Source organism: Candidatus Jettenia sp. AMX1 (assembly GCF_030263775.1).
Taxonomy (GTDB): Bacteria; Planctomycetota; Brocadiia; order Brocadiales; family Brocadiaceae; genus Jettenia; species Jettenia caeni.
This window is the reverse complement of record NZ_SZPP01000020.1, coordinates 1-19,969: the sequence shown is the minus strand read 5'-3', so window position 1 is coordinate 19,969 and position 19,969 is coordinate 1. Positions and strand designations below refer to the sequence as shown.

General features: G+C 39.1%; 21 protein-coding genes. 16 read left to right on the top strand and 5 right to left on the bottom strand.

Annotated elements, in window-relative coordinates:
- Positions 1-303 carry a Dabb family protein gene (locus FBQ94_RS07695; protein ID WP_040543986.1) on the top strand — a complete coding sequence of 101 codons (303 nt, stop codon included), beginning with the start codon at positions 1-3 and terminating at the stop codon, positions 301-303.
- On the opposite strand, the gene rnr is transcribed toward FBQ94_RS07695, so the two are convergent.
- Both rnr and FBQ94_RS07685 read right to left on the bottom strand, forming a co-directional pair.
- Positions 291-2,459 carry a ribonuclease R gene (rnr, locus tag FBQ94_RS07690; RefSeq protein ID WP_007221177.1) on the bottom strand — a complete coding sequence of 723 codons (2,169 nt, stop codon included), beginning with the start codon at positions 2,457-2,459 and terminating at the stop codon, positions 291-293. The genes FBQ94_RS07695 and rnr overlap by 13 nt on opposite strands.
- 122 nt (positions 2,460-2,581) lie before the next feature.
- Complete coding sequence (locus FBQ94_RS07685) at positions 2,582-3,526, bottom strand: 3'-5' exoribonuclease YhaM family protein (RefSeq protein ID WP_007221178.1); 945 nt, start codon at positions 3,524-3,526, stop codon at positions 2,582-2,584.
- 169 nt (positions 3,527-3,695) lie between these two features.
- Here FBQ94_RS07685 and FBQ94_RS07680 point away from each other — a divergent pair, with 169 nt between their 5' ends.
- The 7 genes from FBQ94_RS07680 to FBQ94_RS07650 all read left to right on the top strand — a co-directional run bounded on the left by FBQ94_RS07680 (position 3,696) and on the right by FBQ94_RS07650 (position 11,046).
- Positions 3,696-3,863 (top strand): hypothetical protein, encoded by a 168-nt coding sequence (locus FBQ94_RS07680; RefSeq protein WP_007221179.1) that lies wholly within the window; start codon positions 3,696-3,698, stop codon positions 3,861-3,863.
- A 7-nt stretch (positions 3,864-3,870) separates the two neighbouring features.
- Positions 3,871-5,994, top strand: a complete 2,124-nt coding sequence (gene glyS, locus FBQ94_RS07675) for a glycine--tRNA ligase subunit beta (protein ID WP_007221180.1) — start codon at positions 3,871-3,873, stop codon at positions 5,992-5,994.
- Positions 5,995-6,346: 352 nt separating this feature from the next.
- A complete protein-coding gene (locus tag FBQ94_RS07670) occupies positions 6,347-6,523 on the top strand; it encodes a hypothetical protein (protein ID WP_007221182.1) in 177 nt (58 codons plus the stop codon).
- Positions 6,524-6,533: 10 nt separating this feature from the next.
- Positions 6,534-8,423 (top strand): ATP-dependent zinc metalloprotease FtsH, encoded by a 1,890-nt coding sequence (gene ftsH / locus FBQ94_RS07665; RefSeq protein ID WP_040543602.1) that lies wholly within the window; start codon positions 6,534-6,536, stop codon positions 8,421-8,423.
- A gap of 259 nt (positions 8,424-8,682) precedes the next feature.
- Positions 8,683-8,910 carry a hypothetical protein gene (locus tag FBQ94_RS07660; protein ID WP_007221184.1) on the top strand — a complete coding sequence of 76 codons (228 nt, stop codon included), beginning with the start codon at positions 8,683-8,685 and terminating at the stop codon, positions 8,908-8,910.
- 152 nt (positions 8,911-9,062) lie between these two features.
- Entirely contained in the window at positions 9,063-10,016 is a 954-nt protein-coding gene (locus tag FBQ94_RS07655) for a carbohydrate kinase family protein (protein WP_007221185.1), read from the top strand.
- 94 nt (positions 10,017-10,110) lie between these two features.
- Positions 10,111-11,046 (top strand): DNA adenine methylase, encoded by a 936-nt coding sequence (locus FBQ94_RS07650; RefSeq protein WP_007221186.1) that lies wholly within the window; start codon positions 10,111-10,113, stop codon positions 11,044-11,046.
- Here the strand turns inward: FBQ94_RS07650 and FBQ94_RS07645 are convergent.
- Together FBQ94_RS07645 and FBQ94_RS07640 are read right to left on the bottom strand one after the other, a co-directional pair.
- Positions 11,043-11,810, bottom strand: coding sequence for a hypothetical protein (locus tag FBQ94_RS07645; RefSeq protein WP_007221187.1), 768 nt, complete (start codon positions 11,808-11,810; stop codon positions 11,043-11,045). The genes FBQ94_RS07650 and FBQ94_RS07645 overlap by 4 nt on opposite strands.
- Entirely contained in the window at positions 11,803-12,039 is a 237-nt protein-coding gene (locus FBQ94_RS07640) for a helix-turn-helix domain-containing protein (RefSeq protein ID WP_007221188.1), read from the bottom strand. Before FBQ94_RS07640 ends, FBQ94_RS07645 begins: the two co-directional genes overlap by 8 nt.
- A gap of 315 nt (positions 12,040-12,354) precedes the next feature.
- Between FBQ94_RS07640 and ettA the strand changes: the two genes are divergently transcribed.
- The gene (gene ettA, locus FBQ94_RS07635) at positions 12,355-14,040 is read left to right on the top strand and encodes an energy-dependent translational throttle protein EttA (protein WP_007221190.1); all 1,686 of its coding nucleotides are present in this window, start codon (positions 12,355-12,357) and stop codon (positions 14,038-14,040) included.
- 21 nt (positions 14,041-14,061) lie between these two features.
- On the opposite strand, the gene FBQ94_RS07630 is transcribed toward ettA, so the two are convergent.
- Positions 14,062-14,784 (bottom strand): LOG family protein, encoded by a 723-nt coding sequence (locus tag FBQ94_RS07630; RefSeq protein ID WP_007221191.1) that lies wholly within the window; start codon positions 14,782-14,784, stop codon positions 14,062-14,064.
- Between the two features lie 862 nt (positions 14,785-15,646).
- Here FBQ94_RS07630 and FBQ94_RS07625 point away from each other — a divergent pair.
- The 7 genes from FBQ94_RS07625 to FBQ94_RS07595 all read left to right on the top strand — a co-directional run.
- Complete coding sequence (locus FBQ94_RS07625) at positions 15,647-16,450, top strand: hypothetical protein (RefSeq protein WP_040543606.1); 804 nt, start codon at positions 15,647-15,649, stop codon at positions 16,448-16,450.
- A 722-nt stretch (positions 16,451-17,172) separates the two neighbouring features.
- Positions 17,173-17,433 carry a DUF2024 family protein gene (locus FBQ94_RS07620; protein WP_007221195.1) on the top strand — a complete coding sequence of 87 codons (261 nt, stop codon included), beginning with the start codon at positions 17,173-17,175 and terminating at the stop codon, positions 17,431-17,433.
- Positions 17,434-17,467: 34 nt separating this feature from the next.
- Positions 17,468-18,319, top strand: a complete 852-nt coding sequence (locus FBQ94_RS07615) for an aldo/keto reductase (protein WP_007221196.1) — start codon at positions 17,468-17,470, stop codon at positions 18,317-18,319.
- Between the two features lie 114 nt (positions 18,320-18,433).
- The gene (locus FBQ94_RS07610) at positions 18,434-18,613 is read left to right on the top strand and encodes a hypothetical protein (protein WP_007221197.1); all 180 of its coding nucleotides are present in this window, start codon (positions 18,434-18,436) and stop codon (positions 18,611-18,613) included.
- A 209-nt stretch (positions 18,614-18,822) separates the two neighbouring features.
- Positions 18,823-19,305, top strand: coding sequence for a hemerythrin domain-containing protein (locus tag FBQ94_RS07605; RefSeq protein ID WP_285442079.1), 483 nt, complete (start codon positions 18,823-18,825; stop codon positions 19,303-19,305).
- Positions 19,306-19,310: 5 nt separating this feature from the next.
- Complete coding sequence (locus tag FBQ94_RS07600; RefSeq protein ID WP_007221199.1) at positions 19,311-19,724, top strand: DsrE/DsrF/DrsH-like family protein; 414 nt, start codon at positions 19,311-19,313, stop codon at positions 19,722-19,724.
- A 14-nt stretch (positions 19,725-19,738) separates the two neighbouring features.
- Positions 19,739-19,969, top strand: a 231-nt coding sequence (locus tag FBQ94_RS07595) for a hemerythrin domain-containing protein (protein WP_285442078.1), incomplete at its 3' end; no start/stop codon positions are given.

Below are 19,969 nucleotides of genomic sequence, written 5' to 3'. Positions count from 1 at the left end.
ATGATTAAACATATTGTGATGTGGAAACTAAAGGATGTTGCTGAAGGGTCTGGTAAGATGGTAAACGCTCGGAAGATGAAAGATCTTCTGGAATCATTGAAGGGAAAAATAGGGGAAGTCAAACACATAGAGGTTGGCATCAATAGTGTTAAGACTGATGCTTCTGCTGATGTTGTATTGTATTCTGAATTTGCCTGTATGAAAGATTTGGACATCTATCAAAACCATCCGGAACATGTAAAAATTGTACAGTTTGTCAGGGAAGTATGTATGGAGCGAAGGGTGGTTGATTATGAAATATAGTCTTGTTCTCCTTTTTGATTATTGCAGTGGATAAAATCAACTTCTCGTTTTAAAAAGTCGATTTTATAGATCTTTACTTTTACAACTTCTCCGATCCGATACATTCGTTTCCGTCGGGTACCGATGAGCGCCATATTCTTTTTATCTATTCGATAGATATCGTCTGCCAGGGTGCGAATGTGAACAAGTCCTTCCAGGAGGTATTTATTGAGTTGAACAAAAAATCCAAATTCCTGAATGCCCGTAATGACACCCTCAAAGGTGTTTCCAACCTGATTTTCAAAGAACCGGAGTAATCGTAATTTAACAATTTCCCTCTCGGCGTCATCCGCCCTCCGTTCAGTCATAGAGCAATGTTTTGCCCATTCAGTTAAATGAGTCAACCATAAGTTCTGTATCACTGCAGACGACAGCTCGCCTGAAAAATATTGATCTAAAATTCTATGAACAATTAAATCTGGATAGCGGCGTATAGGCGAGGTAAAGTGAGTATAGTGATCCAGCGCAAGTGCAAAATGCCTGCCTTCTCCTGCCGCATAAATTGCTTGTTTCATAGATTTCAAAAGTACCAGATTGATCGTATAAGCCTCAGGTTTCCCCCGTATTTTATCTAATAATTTTTGTAATTGCTTACTTTTAAAGGGGTCTATTTTTGTCTGTTCCAATCCACGAATAAAACTTGCAAACTCCCACATATCTTCTTCGTCGGGTTCCGGATGAGTACGGCACAAGAGTGGCATCTTTTTTTCAAACATGAACGTTGCTACCGTCTCGTTTGCCAGGAGCATACATTCTTCTATCAATTTATGAGAGATATCTTTTTCAACCTTTTCTACATCTTTAACATAACCATGATCATCTAATTTGAGTGATACTTCAGGTAGATCTAGCTCTATGGCTCCTCGATTGAGTCTGTTTTCAAAAAGTAATTGAGCGAGGTGTGCCATATTGCGCAGCATGTCTGCAGCATCATCAGCTATGCGTATGGTATTTTCGTTATTAAGAATGGCAGTGGCTTGATTGTATGTTAATCGTTTGGTTACCTTAATGATGGAGTGTTTAATCTCAGCCTTTATAAGATGTCCCCTATGATCGAGTGTTATAAGAACACTTTTCGTGAGTCGGTCCTCTCCTTCTCTCAAACTACAGATATTGTTCGATAGCACTTCAGGAAGCATGGGGATCACCTCTCCTGGTAAATAGACGCTGGTGCCCCGATACCGGGCTTCGTCATCAATAGCTGTATCGGGTTTTACATAATGTGATACATCGGCAATGTGTACACCGAGTAACCAGTTTCCGTGCTTATTTTTTTCGAGCGATACTGCATCATCAAAATCTTTGGCATCTTCAGGATCGATCGTAATCATGAGATTTTTGCGTAAATCGAGCCTATCCCCGGTTTCTTCCTGAGAGACGTAATGAGGAATATGTTTTGTCTCCTGTAGTACCTTTTGGTTGAAGGTATGCGGTAGTTTGAATTGATAGATAATGGAACGGAGGTCAACCCTGGGATCGCCTTCTTTTCCCAGTACTTCAGTTATTTCTCCTTCGGGATTAAGGTGTCTGGACGGCCATTCGGTAATTTGAGCAACTACTTTGTCACCGGGTTCCGCACCCTTTGAAACATCTTCTGCAATATAAATATCTTTAAATAGCCTTGGGTTGTCAGGAGCAACAAACCGCATTCGTTTCGTTTTCTCGAAGGTGCCTACTACCAATTCATTTACACGCTTTAATATGTTAACGATTTGTCCTGATGTGCCTCTTTTTTTTTCAAATTTTTTTTTGGGAATCTGGGCGGTTGCGGGTAATCGTACTACCACGAGATCTCCATGCATAGCAGAACCCATATCTTCCTCATTGACGTAAACATCTTTACCAGTGCCAGCGCCCTTTTTAACCGGAACAACAAAACCAAATCCCCTTGGGTTGCATTCTAATGTGCCCACCATTAAATGTACCTTTTTGGGGTCAGCGTACTGTTTTTGTTTAATCTTTACAACTTCACCGGAAAATTCCAGATCATACAAAAGATTACAAAATGCTTGGTATTCTGTATCATCAATTTTAAAATGTTCTGCCAGCTCAGCGGCAGTCATAGGGCTGTATTTTTTGCTACGGATAAATTGAAGAATAGGGGTAGGATCGATCATCGTATTTTAGATTATTGAATTCTATTTCTGTAAGTTTTCAAGATATCTGGCGTAGACTTCAGTTTTCTGTATCCATATTGCCACAATTTCATCCTTTTTTAAAGATAAATTCTCTGGAAAAGCTACTTTTTGTAAAGCCTGCGTTCAAACATTTTAACGTAATCTGTCCACAGGCTATTGGTGTCTTTATGCTCGACTATTGCCCTTGTTGCAGCTTGTATCTTTGCATCTAGGTTATCCAGGTGGTGGAGTGCAATAGCCTCAGGGATACCGGGTTTCACTGGCGATCCCCATTCATACTCACCGTGATGGCTTAAGACAAGATGAAAAAGGATATTGAGCAGATCGGGTGGAAAGTTTTCTATTTTGAGAGCTTTTTCATAGATTATAACAATGCCTGATGCGAGGTGTCCTGTAAGCTGTCCTTCATCGGTATATTGGAAACTGCGTTCACAGGATAATTCCCGTGTTTTCCCAATATCGTGCAAAATGACCCCGGTAATTAATAAATCCCTTTTTATTTCAGGATAATGGTTTGAGAAGCTGATTGCCAGTTTAGTGACAGAGAGGGTGTGTTCCAATAAGCCGCCTAAAAATGCATGATGGTTTTGCATGGCAGCGGGTACTGTGGAAAATATTTTGCAAAAGGACTCATCTGAAAAAAGGGCATTTAATAGCCTCGAAAGATACGTATCTTGAATCGTTTTGATGACTTGTTTGAGCTCGTTCATCATACCTGGTATATCTTTTTCAGTGCTAGGGATAAACTCCCCCATGGTAACTTGCATTTCGGCAACAGGACAGAGTTCGTTAATTCGGATTTGCAAGGTATTATTAAAGGTCTCTACAACACCTTTTATTTTTATAAATTCATCCTTATGGAAGCTATCACAAAGTTGACGTGCTGCATCCCATTTTCTTGCTTCAATAAAGCCGGACTTGTCCGCCAATTGTAAATTAAGATACGGTTTTTTTTCCCGTGTCTCTCTTACCTCCTTCTTCAATACAAGAAATACCTCTTCTACCGTCTCACCACTCTTTAGGGTTGATATATATTTTCTGGACATCGTACCGTATACTCTATAAATATATTTTTAAGGAAATTTTTCCATATTATTACTGCCGAAAATATTTGTACGGATTTTACGTAAGGAAGGAATCAATGTCAAGGAGTATATATCTCTACTGATCCTGCATTTTTTTGTTGAAATCAAATATTGAACAGATTAATATCTTGTGTTTATTCTGAGCGATGGTAAGATACATCGCGGGAAAAGATTAAAGCAAAGAGGGTTAGGCATGCATCATGATGTGTATGTCTTTGTCAGGATGTGCATCTCTAAATTGATGGATGATGCCTGCGATATTTTAAGGGATATTCATAAGAAACATATACGAGTATAATTCTAACATGACCGATGATCTACTTTTTGAGATTGGTACTGAAGAGATTCCTGCCGGTTATATTATTCCGGCGCTAAATCAGATGGGAGCCTTATTTACAGAACGGGCAAAAAAATATCGTTTAGAAATACGCTCTGTTTATTGTACGGGCACGCCCAGAAGATTGGCCTTGTTTGTAGAGGGTTTACCACAAAAGCAGGAAAGTGTTACAGAAGAAGTTCTGGGGCCCTCCGCAGCAATTGCGTTTGATAAGGCAGGAAATCCTACAAAGGCAGGCATAGGTTTTGCCAAATCACAAGGTATAGATACCCATAACCTTCACATAAAAAAAATCTCCAAAGGTGAGTATTGTTTTGCAACAAAAAAAATAGAAGGCCAGGAGACGTTATACCTCTTACCGGATATTTTGGGTGAAATTATCAATGGTATTTCATTTCCTAAATCCATGAAATGGAAAGGGAATCATCTGTTTTTTGCCCGTCCCATACGTTCGCTTCTTGCGATCTTTGGGGATAAGGTTGTTCCTGTGGAAATCGATGGAATTAAGGCTAATAAATATACCTTTGGGCATCCTTTTTTATCGGGGAAGAAAATTGAAGTGCCAAAAGCGGATGGTAATTTATACAGACAGTTACTGAAGCAGGAAAAGGTTGTTGTTGATGTTACAGAGCGTCGTGAGGCAGTGCAAACAAAAATAACACAGCTTATGTCGCCGTATGATGCAAGTATTGATAATGACGATTTGTTGGATGAGGTAACGAACCTTATAGAATACCCCAATGCCATAGAATGCAGTTTTGATGAAGAATTCCTTGATATTCCAGCCGATGTTATAGAAACAGCGATGGAAGAGCATCAGAGGTATTTTCCCGTAAAAAAAAGAGATGGGAAATTACTCGCAAAATTTATAGCGGTACTCAATCGCAGTGAGAGCAGCGCTCATACTACTATTCGCGGGAATGAACGTGTGTTGAAAGCGCGTCTTTCAGATGCCAGGTTCTTCTGGAAAGAGGATAAAAAAATTCAACTTGAAAAGCGGGTAGAAGATTTAAAAAACCTTTCTTTCCTTGAGAAATTAGGGAGTTACTATGATAGAACAAACAGGATCATGGAACTTTCCAGTTGCATTGCTCATACATTAATTAATGTTAATGTGTTAACGATAGAAGATGCTGCGTTAGTGAAACGGGCTGCGTTCTTGTGTAAGGCAGATCTTTTAACACAAATGGTATCTGAATTCCCATCGCTGCAAGGAATTATGGGGAAGGAGTATGCCGGGTGGGATGGTGAAGAACCTGCTGTTGCTTTAGCAATTGCAGAGCATTATATGCCTCGTTATGCTACAGACAATATCCCTGCATCAAAGATTGGCGCAGTTGTAGGTTTATCTGATAAGTTTGATACCATATCGAGTTGTTTTGCCCTGGGTTTGATTCCAACAGGCTCACAAGATCCTTATTCCTTAAGAAGACATGCCTACGGTATTATCCGTATTTTGGAAGAACATGGGTTTACCTTAGAACTTAAGGATGTCCTTCATCGGTCTTTATCATTACTTCCTTTGTTCACAAAAGCAGATAGCGATTATATACTACACGAGAAATTAGTTCCTGATATAAAGGGATTTTTTAAGGATAGATTATTCCAGATAAACATAGAAAGAGGATATCGTTATGATTTGGTAAATGCTGCCTTGAATGCAGGGATAGAATTTGATGATATTTATAACTTTTTACAAAGGTTAAAGGCTATAGCAAATATATCTCGGGAAAAATGGTGGCCTGAATTAGTTACCGTGGTAGAAAGGACATTCAACATTGGTAAAAAGGCAAATACCACCGGGTCGGTAAATGAGAATTTGTTTCGGGATGCCGAGGAATATACTTTATGGGATATGTATAAAAAAGCTGAAGCAGATATCAGAAAACGGATAGATGAAAAAAAATACGAGGAAGCCTCTGAGACGTATTGTAATATCTTTGCTAAACCTGTTCATGCCTTCTTTGATAAGGTGTTTGTGAATGTTGAAGACGAAAGAGTGCGTAATAACAGACTGCTGCTCCTCAGGGAGATTAACGAGTTATATTCGAAAAAAATAGCTGATCTTTCCCAAATTATCATGCCCAGTTAAATGAAGCTGCTTTTGGCAGCACCTCATAAAAAACAGAGTTGATGTAGGGCAAGGCTTTAGCCTTGCTTCCCCCGCCTGAATACATGCGCGGGGATAGTCTCCTAAAGAATTGAAATGCCTATACATTATGTTAATGAAACATTGTTGAACCCCACATATCCCTTTATCCATACAAAACTAAGCCTGTTTGATACAGTGTATTTATCGCTATTACATTATTTTGTGGATGAGTTTCTCATTGACTGTTTCAGGAACATGGTATATATTCTTAACAGAGATGCTTGATAATAAGTAAAAGTATTGCCTCTTTTATGATTAGCAAATTAACATTTAAGAAAGCGAGGGCGTATACATGAAAAACGTGGAATTTTCTGTCGAGGGAGCTATACTCAATATAAAGATAGACTTATCAAAGGAATTTGGTCCTTCTTCATCAGGAAAAAATATTATTGTTGCATCAACGGAAGGAAACGTCACCATACCGAACCGTGAAGAAAAAATCGGTTTAAACGTCTACCGCAAAAAATAATCTTTACTATATGGAAAAAAAGCAAAGAGACAACTCCAAGGGCTCACAGTGGAGAGTATTCGTAAGCTTGGGGCTTTTTATTATTTTTTTTTATGGACTCATATACGGATGGCAATCCTTCTATCCTCAACAAACCCTCAATCAGCGTATCATAAGCTATAGTCAATTCATTGAACAGCTCGATGCTGATAACATCGATTCTGTTTCCATGAAGAATTTGCACATAAAGGGGGAATTTCGCAAAGAAGTAACCCTTCCGCTCCCGGATGAAAAGGAACCTGTTTCAGTAAAAAATTTTCAAACATTTTTACCTGTTTTTCAAGGAGAGGAGCTTATTGAAAAACTGAAAGAGAAAAATGTGATAATACATGTGGAACCACCCGAAGAACGATCCGTTTTCTGGCAGTTCCTTGTCGGGCTACTTCCGTGGATGTTTATTATCGGTATATGGATGATCATGATGAGACGAGCCCAGCAAATAGAGGGAGGACCTGGAGGACTTTTTTCCTTCGGGCAAAGCAAGGCGATACTCTACGATGTGAAAAAACCGCGCATTACTTTCAAGGATGTAGCTGGTATGGACAATGTAAAACAGGAATTGAAAGAGGCGATAGAATTTCTTAAAGACCCTGGTGTATTTAAGAGAATCGGTGCCAAAGTGCCCAAAGGTATGCTCCTTATCGGTGCTCCGGGAACCGGGAAAACACTTCTTGCGCGTGCAACGGCAGGAGAGGCTGGCGTCCCTTTCTATAGCATTAATGCATCAGAATTTATTGAGATGTTTGTAGGTGTAGGGGCCTCGCGTGTCAGGGATATGTTCCGGAAGGCTAAGGCATCTCACCCCAGCATAATCTTTATTGATGAAATTGATGCTGTTGGGCGCACACGAGGTGCAGGTCTGGGCGGGGGACATGATGAAAGGGAGCAAACGCTTAATCAGCTTTTAGCTGAAATGGATGGATTTCATCCAAACGAAGAAGTTGTTGTAATGGCGGCGACCAACAGGCCTGATGTGCTTGATCCGGCGCTTCTCAGACCAGGAAGGTTTGACAGGCAAGTTGTGCTGGATAAGCCCGGATGGAAAGAACGAAAAGCAATTCTTGAAATACATGTCAGGAATAAAAAATTGAAGGAAGACATCAACCTTGAAAGCATAGCGAAAGGGACCCCTGGCATGACAGGCGCTGACCTCGAAAATCTTGCAAATGAAGCTGCATTAATTGCAATTCGAAAAAAGAAAGATGTCATTGATCAGAGTGACTTCGATGAAGCGCGTGATAAGGTCCTTATGGGAACTATAAGGGAGGAAACTATTAGTGATCTGGAGAAACGGATAACAGCTTATCACGAGTCTGGACATGCCCTTGTTGCCCGCATGCTTCCGGGTACAGATCCTATCCATAAGGTTAGTATTGTACCTCGGGGAATGGCTATGGGGGTTACGCAACTTTTACCAGAAGAGGATAGACATTTTTATCCTAAGAATTACCTTATGAACAAACTTGCCGTAGCCCTTGCTGGTAGAGTTGCTGAGAAGCTTAATTTTAATGATGTTAGCACCGGGGCGCAGAATGACCTCAAGGAGGCAACTACCCTTGCTGAGAAAATGGTTGCACAATGGGGGATGAGTGATAAGGTGGGGCCTCTCAATCTTGGAAGGGGAGAAGAACATCCTTTTTTAGGGAGAGAGCTTGCACAACCGAAACGATACAGCGAGGATATGGCATGGCTTATGGACCAGGAAATACAAAAGTTAATTGTTGATGCTGAAATGAGAGCGGAAGAAATACTGAGGAATAATAAAAGCACCCTGGTTAATTTGGCAGAAACCCTTATAAAAGAGGAGTCTTTAGGCAGAGAAGAAATTGAGCGGATAATAAAGAATTTACCAAAAGGTTAGTATATCAAACCAATTTAATGTAGAGGAATTTCAAAGCGATTCTGTAGTGGCAAGGCGCGCCTTGCCACTACACGTCTTTACGATTGAAAAGTCGCTGAAGGCCTAATTAATCCTTGAATTACAAAACAAATTCACTTCCTCCAAAATAATATCACATTTAAACACCTTACCATCTTTTATTCTTTGCCTCTTAATTCTAATATCAATTTTTCCTCATACAGAATACAGATGATAGGAAGAAGCATGCACAGAAACAGGTGTGCAGGTACTTGTTGCACGAAGCGAAATTAACCTGGAAAGAGAAGAAATTCCAAAGAGCATACGGGAAGCCCTCAAATGTACCGATAGAGAGAAACAACAACAGTATCACACGGGTACGCCACCTATTTCAAACGAAACATCTGTTATAGGTGGTGACGGGCAGCTATATTTCATGGTCATGGGGAAGATATTGAGAGGCGAAGAAGTATATCCTGGAATACTTTAATAAACTCGATAAAGGTTTACATGAATTGCTTCGTGATGCAAGTTTTTAGATTTTTTTCTTTTGATTGTAGTTTTTCTATTCTATGATAGTAACAGTGCCCACTGTAGAACGTTATTCTTTATACACACCTATTCATGAGAGAAGGAGTGAAAATGAATATTCTTGTTTCTGGCTCATTGGCTTATGACAGGATTATGGACTTTCCGGGAAAATTCTCTGACCATATACTTCCCGATAAGGTACACGTATTAAATGTATGTTTTATGATAAATGGTTTAAGTGAAAATTTTGGAGGAACTGCAGGTAATATTGCTTACGCCCTCTCGCTTCTTGATGAAAACCCAACCATAATAGCTACGGCTGGACGTGATTTTGATCCTTATAGAAATTGGTTAACGAAGAATAAGATTTCCACAAACCATATTAAGATCATCGATGAAGAACTAACTGCGGGCGCCTATATAACTACTGATCAATCGGATAATCAGATAACGGCATTTAATCCGGGTGCAATGAAATGGAGCGCCGATTTTCATTTTGATTCTCTTGCATCTGAAAAAGCCCTTGCAATTGTTGCGCCGGGGAATTTGGACGATATGATAAGCCTTTCAACACTCTATAAAAAGAAGAAGGTTAATTATATTTTTGATCCGGGTCAGTCCCTTCCCGCCTGGAAGAAAGAGCTTTTGATTGATATGATACAAGGATCAAAGATATTTATTTGCAACGATTATGAGTTACAGTTAACTCAGGAAAAAACCTCCATGACGCTTAACGACATCCTGGAGAAGACTGAAATATTGATAGTAACAAAAGGTGAGTTTGGTTCTGTGGTAATGCAGAAAGAAAATACGGGAATAAAAAGTTTTGATATTCCGGCAGCGAAAGCGCATGAGATATGCGATCCTACCGGAGCTGGTGATGCTTACCGGGCTGGACTTATTAAGGGGCTTGCAATATCAAAAGATGATATCATTCATGCTGCAAAAATAGGATCCGTTTGTGCTGTTTATGCGGTAGAAGTATATGGCTCCCAAAATTTCCATTTTACCCCCGAATCGTTCAATAAACGCTTCAAGGATGTTTTTGGGGGAGAGGCTTTTTAGGGTATGGTTATTAATCATAACTACATATATTCTTTCTCCGCCGAAATTTAAAAATCCTTTTGATTCATAACAAAATGATCACTATAATCCTTATATGATCGACAAATGTATCAATAGTCCTTTTAGATATGCAGGTGGTAAGTTCTACGCAAGAAAACTAATTTTACAACATATACCGCCACATAAACATTACATAGAACCTTTTGCAGGTGGAGCAAGCATTTTTTTTGCAAAGAAAAAAGTTCTGCATAACCAATTAAATGATTTGGATAAAGAGTTAATTAATGTATATAAGGCAATACGAGATTATCCAGACAAACTCATTCTTTTTTTAACAAAACAACCTCCAGAAGTAAGTCGTATCCCACAAAATCTTATTACGAATATAAATATAGGAGACACTCTTCCGGCAACGAAAGAACTTCATTTTTTCTTTAAAAAAGAATTTAATCCTGTTGATGACATTGAAAGAGCTGGTCGTTGGTTTTATCTAAACAGAACTTCTTACAGTGGTATAATGAATATTCAAAATATGTATTGGGGATACGGAGATAAATATTCAATGCAACCTAAGAATTGGGCAGCCAATATCCATCGTACAAGTTACAAACTTCAAAATGTACAGCTTACTTCTCTAGATTTTGAAAAGATTATTGATAAAGCACCTGATGGAGCTTTTTTATTTATTGACCCACCTTATTTCAATGCAGATCAAGATAAATTCTATAGTTGCATATTCTCGAAGGCAGATCATTTCAGGCTTAAAAAATGTTTGCAGAGAAATACTCATCGCCTATTGATTTTTGTAACTTATGATAATTCACCGGAGATTAAGGAATTATATAGTTGGATGAAAGAAATTCACGATAAAGAATGGAATTATTGCATTCAGCGCACGGATGATCAAAGAACAAAAATTCCTCGTAAAGGCACACGTTATAAAGGTAAAGAGATCTTTATTTTAAATTATTCATCACATGGCCTTGGTTATAAAACTGTATACCAAAAAAAGTTGTTATTTACAAATTAACTTCTTCGTCGCAGATTATTACGTCTCATTTTTACTACTTCTGTCAATCTTTTCTCTATTTCATTTATAGGCCTCCAATGTGGATCGTTTATCAACTTAACATACGGAGTACGGGGAATAAAGCCATTTTCTGCGATATCCTCAGGAATGCAATATAGCCAATCGATTGAACATGCTTTAATTAAGTTTTCATCATTGTCAACACTATATCGTTTATAAAGCATTTCTTTTATTTTTATATCATTAATTATTTCAAAAGTTTCTCCTATTGTATTTCCTTCAAAAATTGCATTAAGTGGATTAGTTAAAACAATATCGAAACAACCGAGAGCGTATCTATCATTACTTGTTCCAGCAAGTTTGATATTACTTCTCGACCTGTGACATTTAACTTTAAAATGTGAACAATCAAGAATTCTTGATCGGCTACCATCACTAATACTTCCTCTTACAGCGCTTTTACTTTCAACTTTTAATATTACTCCACTTCTTCTATGAGTTATGCTTATATCCTCGTCATAAACGCCAGGTTGAGCATTCAAGTTTAATTTTTGTACACTCCATATACTTTTAGGTAAATTTTTATCTAAAAGCAAAAAAGCGTTATATTCCATTGCTTTTCCACGTATCATCGGAGTTACTTTTTGATCTTCCAGTATTGCAAAAAGGAAATTGCGAGGAATATCGAATTTGTTGCAATAATCAGTTATTCTCTTCTTAAGCTCTCGTAGTTCTTCAAGCTCTTGTAGTTCTTTTTCAGTCACATGGAATTCCTTTGGTTAATTGAGCAATATCACATGATAAACACTTAGCAATCGTAGACAGTGTTAAAAAACTTACATTACGCTCACCCCGCTCTATCCCTCCAATATATGAGCGATCAATACCAGTTTTAAAAGCTAAACTTTCTTGTGTAAACCTTTTCAGTTTTCTTAAGTTTCTAATATTTTGTCCCAATTGTATTAAATCGGGGTATTTTTTACGGTTTTTCATGTAGATATGATAATAAATGGGTATTTTAATTCCACAGACTATAATACCCATTTTATTAAAACTTATTGATATAGTTTATTGAATAATACAAAGGTTTTAGAATACGGTAGCCAGAGGATTTGAAATATTTTTGGTATCTTTGAAATTTCTCTGCCAATGTGATTGCTTTTATAATGCTGTAGTGCTATCATCTTCTGAAAGCAAATGATAGGCACTTTGAAAATATTGAAGACTTTTTGCTTTTTCCTGATGAGGGATTCATAAGGAAACAATGATTACAGGTATTTTCAAAATATTTTTTCGGAGACAAGTTGCATGAGTAATCAACCAAACAAAGTTATCTATTCCATGTTCAAGGTAAGCAAATATTATGATAAGAAGCCCGTGTTGAAGGATATTTCCCTTTCGTATTTTTACGGCGCAAAAATTGGTGTGCTGGGTTTAAATGGTTCAGGAAAGAGTTCTCTTTTGCGCATTCTTGCTGGAGTAGATAATGACTTTAACGGACAGGCAACCCTTTCCGCAGGCTACACAGTTGGATTTCTCGAACAAGAACCGTTCCTGGATGGAACAAAAACGGTGCGTGAGATTGTGGAGCAGGGTGTTCAGGAATTGGCAGACCTTCATAATGAGTACAACCAGATTAACGAGCAATTTGCCAGGCCGATGTCAGATGAAGATATGAATAAGCTGATAGAACGGCAGGGGGAAGTGCAGGAAAAAATTGATTCACTGGGAGCGTGGGATTTGGATTCTCGTCTGGAAATGGCTATGGATGCCTTACGTTGCCCTGAAGGGAGCACACCGGTAAAGGTATTATCCGGAGGAGAACGACGCCGTGTTGCACTTTGCCGGTTATTATTACAAAAGCCGGATATTCTGCTTTTAGACGAACCGACGAACCACCTTGATGCCGAATCAGTAGCCTGGTTAGAGCATCATTTGCAAAATTATGAGGGAACCGTAATTGCGGTAACCCATGATCGTTATTTTCTCGATAATGTAGCCGGTTGGATATTAGAGCTGGACCGGGGGTATGGAATTCCATGGAAGGGGAATTATACGTCGTGGCTTGAGCAAAAGCAAAAGAGATTGCAGCAGGAAGAAAAGCAGGAAACAGAACGACAGAAGACTTTACAGCGCGAGCTGGAATGGATCAGGATGACGCCGAAAGGCAGACATGCAAAATCAAAGGCGCGTATTAACTCTTATGAGGTACTTCTTGAACAACAAAATGAAAAACGAATAAAGGAGTTAGAGATCTACATTCCACCCGGCCCAAGATTGGGTAATTTAGTTATTGAGGCAGACCGGATCTCCAAGGCATACGGGGATTGTATTTTGGTGGAGGGGATGACGTTTTCTCTGCCGCGGGGAGGCATTATTGGAGTTATCGGCCCTAATGGTGCCGGGAAAACTACGCTATTCCGAATGATAACTGGTCAGGAGAAACCGGATACCGGCACAATTCGAGTGGGAGAGTCGGTTAAGCTTGCGTACGTTGACCAGAGCCGGGAAACCCTCGATCCGAATAAGACCGTATGGGAGATAATTTCCGGAGGCCGGGATACCATCCGGCTTGGCAGCAGAGAGGTTAATTCCCGTGCTTATGTAGCGCGTTTTAATTTTTTTGGGGCAGACCAGCAAAAACTGGTGGGAGCCCTATCCGGGGGAGAACGGAACAGGGTACACCTTGCCTGCATGTTGAACGATGGCGCCAATGTGCTTCTGTTGGACGAACCCACGAACGATCTTGATATAAACACTATGCGAGCCCTTGAAGACGCCCTGGAAAACTTCTCCGGCTGTGTCGTGGTAATTAGCCATGACCGATGGTTCCTGGATCGAATTGCTACCCACATTCTTGCTTTTGAGGGTGATAGTAAAGTTATCTGGTTTGAAGGAAATTATTCCGAATACGAGGCAGATCGAAAGAAACGTCTCGGCGCTGCAGGCGACCAACCTCATCGCATTAAATATCGACATTTGACAAGGGCTTAATTAATAGAGAATAAAGATTTATTATTTACTATTAGTTAGATTCTGAATTAACTGAAAAGCCTCATCTGCCGTGTTCACTAAATGGTAGATGTGCATATCTTCCGGATTTATAGCATTATTTTTTTTGTATATCTGATTTTCTATCCACTCTAAAAGCGGTGACCAATATTCTCTGTTTATTAAAATAATGGGAATTGGTTTGCTCTTTTTTGTTTGAACCAGGGTAATCAATTCAAAAAATTCATCGAGAGTTCCAAAGCCCCCTGGGAAAAAAATATAGACCTCTGAAGCAAATGACAACATTAATTTACGTATAAAAAAGTGATTAACTGCTATAGATTCTATGACATATGGATTGGTCTTTTGCTCAACAGCTAATTGGATATTAATCCCGACAGATTTGCCGCCTGCATCATATGCGCCTCGATTGGCCGCTTCCATTACACCCGGGCCTCCACCCGTAATTACGGCAAAACCAGCCTTGGCCAATTTATATCCTAATTTTCTTGCCTCTTTATAAATTTCATCTTTAAATCCGCGGCGAGCCGAACCAAATATACTGGCTGACAAAGGATAATTTCTTAGGAATTCATAGCCACTAACAAACTCACCTATAATCTTAAAAATTCGCCAGGATGAGGTTTCCTCAACATGGCCTTCTATAACTTTGTCTATTCGGTGGTCAGGGGTTATTGAAGCTTCTTTTGTCTTTCTTTTTGTTTTTTCCTTTTTTTTTGATGACATAGATTGTTCTTCCTTTATTATTATGTGCCTTACATGAGTTCAAGAAAGTGTAACTGAGAAGGAATATAAAATTACGATATAATGTGTTCTACATAGAGTATCCTCAGTATGAAACCGAACATACCGATTCAACCCCGAAGGGGTGAAATGATTATAGATTCTCCAAAAATTATGAAAATACTGCTTTGTTTAAGGGAAAAATAAACATCAGGAAGGGAGCCGTTAATGAGAAGGGTAGTAAATATCGAAGGGAAAATCAAGGTAAAAAAGAGAAGTTCGTTTTGTATTTTCATACGCAATTTCCTAATCGGACAACACTAACCTTATTTACCTTTTTTCCATGAAAAGCGCATCAAAAAGTGTGACATGACACACTTAGGGTATGACATGTCACGCTTAAAGTGTGACATGACACGCTTTTTGACTCATTCGTTTGAATGAATGCGTGGTCATTTATTTTTTTTATAGATATCTATTCCTAACTGTAATCACAACATACTATGAATTTTCTTCATACACTCGCTTTATTTTAATTTCTGGTATCTGTATTGCCCTTAATTTTTTAATTTATGGGAAAATAGAAAGATAATGACACTTACTGACATTATGGGTTTCCCGGTAGTCTATCTCTTTATTGTGGAAGCATCTGAGATAGAACGCCAGCTTTCCTGGGTTCCATTGCTGAATGCCGCACTACTCGTTTTTTTCATACTTTTTCAAAGAAGGAGGTGTAAAAATATGATATGAAATACAATCAAGATTTCTTGTGGTAAAAGGTGCATGAAATGAAAAGTAGTATGTATCGGAGTTATATCTGGAATAATTATAAATGTTAACAATTTTTATAACGGAGAATAATATTATGAGAATTGTTTCGAATTATTGGCGAGGTGCAACTGTTCTATTTGGAATTTTGTTTGCGCTTGTAGTTCTTGCGACTCCAACACTTGTACAAGGCAGAACTATACAACGGCCAATCCAGGATTTTGTAACTCAACAAGGAACCTTTTGCATTGATGATGGCGCGAGCGGATGTTTGCTCTTCGTTCCTCCCGACCCCAACTTCATTGGCTGGTCAAATGATTTTGATAAAGATAACGACGGCGTTCAGGATAAGGCAGCTCTATTCACAGGGATAGATTATGCAGGTTTGGTAGATGCCTATCCTGATGGAAAAGAACCTAAAATAACGGGAACTGTCACCGAGCGCAGATTAAAAGATGGTCGTGCAGAAGTTACTGTGTTACTCCATACAAAAAATGCGAATGTATGGGTAGTCGAATTAGATCTCGCAGGAGATGTTTCTGATCAGATTGCGAATAAAGCTACCCTGTTTGGCCACCGGCCTGTTGATGTACTTAACGGCGAGGGGCAGGCTTTAGCCGATACATTCCTGCATGTTGTCTTCATCAACACTGCACCGGGTGCTCCCCTGCCGGACTTGATCCGGTTCGTAGTCGGAGCTACTGAGCCTGGGCAGGAGTTGAAATTCCTTTCCTTCAGCGCGCATGCACAAGGTCCATTGACCACAGAATTTGGTGTCCCTGAGGGTACCCCGGGCAAATGTACGGTTATACAAACTGGTCTTTTCATGACGCAGGGGCAAGGTCTTATTCCGGATTCCTTTCCCGCAGAGGATATAAATCTTAATGTAATAGGACACTGAATAGTAGCTACTTCAGTCTTGTAGGTTGGAGTTGAGGAACGAAGCCCATCGGTTCCTTAAATGCTATGAGCGGTTGATGTTTGTTTTGCTCATGCTCGACCCCACCGACAAGACTGAAGTGTTTAAGAAACTTGTTTATAGTGAAATAAATCAGGTTTCCGAGATTTGAGTACCAGTTTTAAAAGCCTTGAGATACGAAATGCAATTTGTATGATAATAAGGGAGGTGATGAAATATGAGCAAATGAGATAAAAACGGACCTTTTATAAAATAGAAAGGGGGTGAAAATATGTGCCAAGTTTGCGGATGTACGCCATGTAATAAATGTGGCAAGCCTATTGAGAATGGCGTTTGCAGTGGATGTGGCAAAGAATCTGGTAATTGTACCTGTAAAAGGAAAGAATAACTCTGGCGAAAAAAAGATAGGTCACTATCGATAGTTAAAAAGAATGATAACCAGGGCATATTACTAAGGGGAGTATGTAATAGCTTGCACCGATCAATTGTAAAACAGTAAAATAAATCTGTAATTAAGCTTCTTTCTCAGATGAAACGAGAACTTAGGTATCAAATGTTATAAACTATTATATGCTTCCCTTGGCAATCCTTGTAATAATGGTTCACCAATTATCCATAACGGATAAGCAACCCTTTGGGTGATCCACATTCGTTCGGTCGTGTTAATGAAATGTTAGATCATATTAAAGAAGAAAGGGAAATCTATGAGAGTAGCCGTCTATGATACCTATGTCGTAAAGAAAAACGGGGTGACAATGCATTTTGATATTATCGTTCCAGGGGATCAGCCCCATGAAAAGGTCCTTCAATATGGTCATGAATACCTAAAAAGAGTGGGACAAGAGGGACAACCACTTACAACGAAAGAATGTCGCTTCTGTCATACGGAAGAGGCATCAGAGGATGTTGAAAAGGCCATTAAAGAGAGCGGTTATTACATTTACAAAATGGAAGGATGTAATTGAGAAACACCCCATCCGATTTTAATGAGAGGCTAACATGGAATTCAAGAAGCTGACAGATAGTATTACAATATCCGTTATAGGTCTTGGGACATGGACTATTGGTGGAGGGGATGAGGCAGATACCACGTATGATAAAGAAGATATTTCTGCAATAAAAACTGCAATCAAACTTGGAATAACACATATTGACATCGCTGAATCGTATGCCGAAGGCCATACAGAAGAACTGGTTGGAAGGGCAATCGGTGGTTTTGATAGAAAAAGTCTATTTATCACTTCGAAAGTTTCACCGGAGCATTTAAGCTGCGATGATCTCCTTGCTTCTGCAAAAGGAAGTCTGAGAAGATTAAATACGGATTATATTGATTTATATCTGATTCATGCACCAAATCCGGACATCCCCATACAGGAAACCATGAAGGCAATGGATTCTTTAGTTGAACAGAAACTGATTCGGTGTATGGGGGTAAGCAATTTTTCGGTTGAACAAATAAAAGAAGCTCAGAAATATACCAAGAATAAAATCGTTGCTAATCAAATTGAATACAACCTGCTTGTGAGAGATAAAGGTAGAGTTACGGAAAATATGGAATCTAAAATAATTCCCTATTGCCAGGAAAATAATATTCTCATTATCGCATGGAGACCCCTTGCAAAAGGTGAGCTTGCAAAACCCGGTTTAAGGATTTTAGATGAACTGGTTAAAAAATATAACAGGACGCAGTCTCAAATTGCGATAAATTGGTTAATTTCCAAGAGGGGGATTGTTACCATAACGAAATCAACAAAACTTGAACACCTTAAGGAAAACCTGGGTGCGATCGGCTGGAAATTACAGCAAGAAGATATTGAACGATTAAATAACGAATTTATAACTTCAAGCTAACACTCGGCTTAAAAATTGGCTAAAAAAGCAGAAGGGCACGACATGGATCAAGTATGATGGGTCCTGATTATACTCACTGGCATGGCATGTACGAGGTGGCAAAGCACTATTATTATGCAGGTTTTACCTGCCATAATTAAGGCCGCTGCCCAAAAGAGTGATGAGATAAAGACAAAATACGAACAAAAAATTGAGGAATTGTTGCAACAGGAAGAATATTTGTGGATGAAGGGTCTTCCTGAAGAAGAAATAAAAGTATTAAAGTCTGCATACGAAAATTGTTATAATGAATAAACAGGTTTTAACCGTATGATTCTATAAATATGAGTGCTTTTTATCCCATTACTCTTTGTGGTAATCTATGATTCCGATCAGGCTAGTTTGAGCAAAAGAAGGAGTATTGCCAAATGTTTGGAACAAAGTGGTGGAAGGGAAAGTTATCATTATTGATAATCAATTGAATATTGAAAGTAAAAAGGATTTAAGAAAGGGGGATGATCAGGATGGTAAAACTAGATCCCATTGCAGAATTCAGGGAAGACCACAGAAAGGTAAGGGACGGATTGCTTGAATTAATGGAAGCCTTGCAATCAAAGGATGTCGTCAGGGCAAGGACAATTCTTGGCAAGATAAACGTAGTTGTCGGTCCACATTTTCGATATGAAGAAGAGACCCTTTATCCCGCACTCCGTGTACTGTTGGGTGAATATGTAGACCAGTTACTCAAGGAGCATGATGGTGTAATAGCTACTGCACGTTCTTGTGCCGAGCTGTTAAAGAGGGATCGCCTGACAGATGAAGAGGCAAAGCAGGCCGTTTCGGCGGCAAGAGCACTCCTGATCCATGTCTCAAACTGTGACGGTCTGTCGATACTTTCTGAAAGATTAAATAAAAAAGAAATAGATACTTTAAGCGAGAAACTTACTACCGCGAGAAAGGCGGGTGTACCTTTATTAGATTGGGCTGATACTATAAGAAACAAATAAAATACATGGAAACAGATAAGAAAGGTTTGTCGATAATATTTCATAGCGGTTCTTACGACCGCATGTATCACGGGTTTTCCATTGTCCTTGTAGCCCTGGCATTAGGCAGAGAGGTAAGATGTTTTTTTACCTATTGGGCATTACAATATCTGGTAAAGGGAAAATCCGTGTTCCAACTTAATGAAGAGGGACAGATTCACAGGAAACTATTAGAAGATCATATGAAAAAAGGCCATATTCAGGAAATATCTGAAATTTTAACCCAAGCGAAGGCTATGGGCGCGAAGTTTTATGTCTGCACCAATTCTATGGGCTTGTTAAATATATCCCGGGACGAACTTGTAAATGAGGTTGATAAGAGTATGGGGTTGACCACATTTCTTGCGGAGACTGGCCATGATCAAATTTTATTTATCTAATAAGGAGATCAAGGATGACGAGCAACAACCCAATCCAGATGCTTGAGGGCGAACATCTTATTATTGCCAAAGTGATCAGCGTAGTTCCAGTGCTGGCAGACCGGCTGGAAGCGGGCCAGGTAGTGGACTTGAAAACGCTTCATGGAGTAATTGAATTCCTGCAAACCTTCGCCGATAAATGTCATCACGACAAAGAAGAGGATTTGCTATTCCCAGCTTTGGTTAATAAGGGTATCTCAAAACAA

What these genes read in the sequence shown, in the direction of transcription:
- FBQ94_RS07695 (WP_040543986.1), top strand. Translation starts at nt 1, where the DNA reads ATGATTAAACATATTGTGATGTGGAAACTAAAGGATGTTGCTGAAGGG.
- rnr (WP_007221177.1), bottom strand. Translation starts at nt 2,459, where the DNA reads ATGATCGATCCTACCCCTATTCTTCAATTTATCCGTAGCAAAAAATAC.
- FBQ94_RS07685 (WP_007221178.1), bottom strand. Translation starts at nt 3,526, where the DNA reads ATGTCCAGAAAATATATATCAACCCTAAAGAGTGGTGAGACGGTAGAA.
- glyS (WP_007221180.1), top strand. Translation starts at nt 3,871, where the DNA reads ATGACCGATGATCTACTTTTTGAGATTGGTACTGAAGAGATTCCTGCC.
- FBQ94_RS07670 (WP_007221182.1), top strand. Translation starts at nt 6,347, where the DNA reads ATGAAAAACGTGGAATTTTCTGTCGAGGGAGCTATACTCAATATAAAG.
- ftsH (WP_040543602.1), top strand. Translation starts at nt 6,534, where the DNA reads ATGGAAAAAAAGCAAAGAGACAACTCCAAGGGCTCACAGTGGAGAGTA.
- FBQ94_RS07655 (WP_007221185.1), top strand. Translation starts at nt 9,063, where the DNA reads ATGAATATTCTTGTTTCTGGCTCATTGGCTTATGACAGGATTATGGAC.
- FBQ94_RS07650 (WP_007221186.1), top strand. Translation starts at nt 10,111, where the DNA reads ATGATCGACAAATGTATCAATAGTCCTTTTAGATATGCAGGTGGTAAG.
- FBQ94_RS07640 (WP_007221188.1), bottom strand. Translation starts at nt 12,039, where the DNA reads ATGAAAAACCGTAAAAAATACCCCGATTTAATACAATTGGGACAAAAT.
- ettA (WP_007221190.1), top strand. Translation starts at nt 12,355, where the DNA reads ATGAGTAATCAACCAAACAAAGTTATCTATTCCATGTTCAAGGTAAGC.
- FBQ94_RS07630 (WP_007221191.1), bottom strand. Translation starts at nt 14,784, where the DNA reads ATGTCATCAAAAAAAAAGGAAAAAACAAAAAGAAAGACAAAAGAAGCT.
- FBQ94_RS07625 (WP_040543606.1), top strand. Translation starts at nt 15,647, where the DNA reads ATGAGAATTGTTTCGAATTATTGGCGAGGTGCAACTGTTCTATTTGGA.
- FBQ94_RS07620 (WP_007221195.1), top strand. Translation starts at nt 17,173, where the DNA reads ATGAGAGTAGCCGTCTATGATACCTATGTCGTAAAGAAAAACGGGGTG.
- FBQ94_RS07615 (WP_007221196.1), top strand. Translation starts at nt 17,468, where the DNA reads ATGGAATTCAAGAAGCTGACAGATAGTATTACAATATCCGTTATAGGT.
- FBQ94_RS07610 (WP_007221197.1), top strand. Translation starts at nt 18,434, where the DNA reads ATGCAGGTTTTACCTGCCATAATTAAGGCCGCTGCCCAAAAGAGTGAT.
- FBQ94_RS07605 (WP_285442079.1), top strand. Translation starts at nt 18,823, where the DNA reads ATGGTAAAACTAGATCCCATTGCAGAATTCAGGGAAGACCACAGAAAG.
- FBQ94_RS07600 (WP_007221199.1), top strand. Translation starts at nt 19,311, where the DNA reads ATGGAAACAGATAAGAAAGGTTTGTCGATAATATTTCATAGCGGTTCT.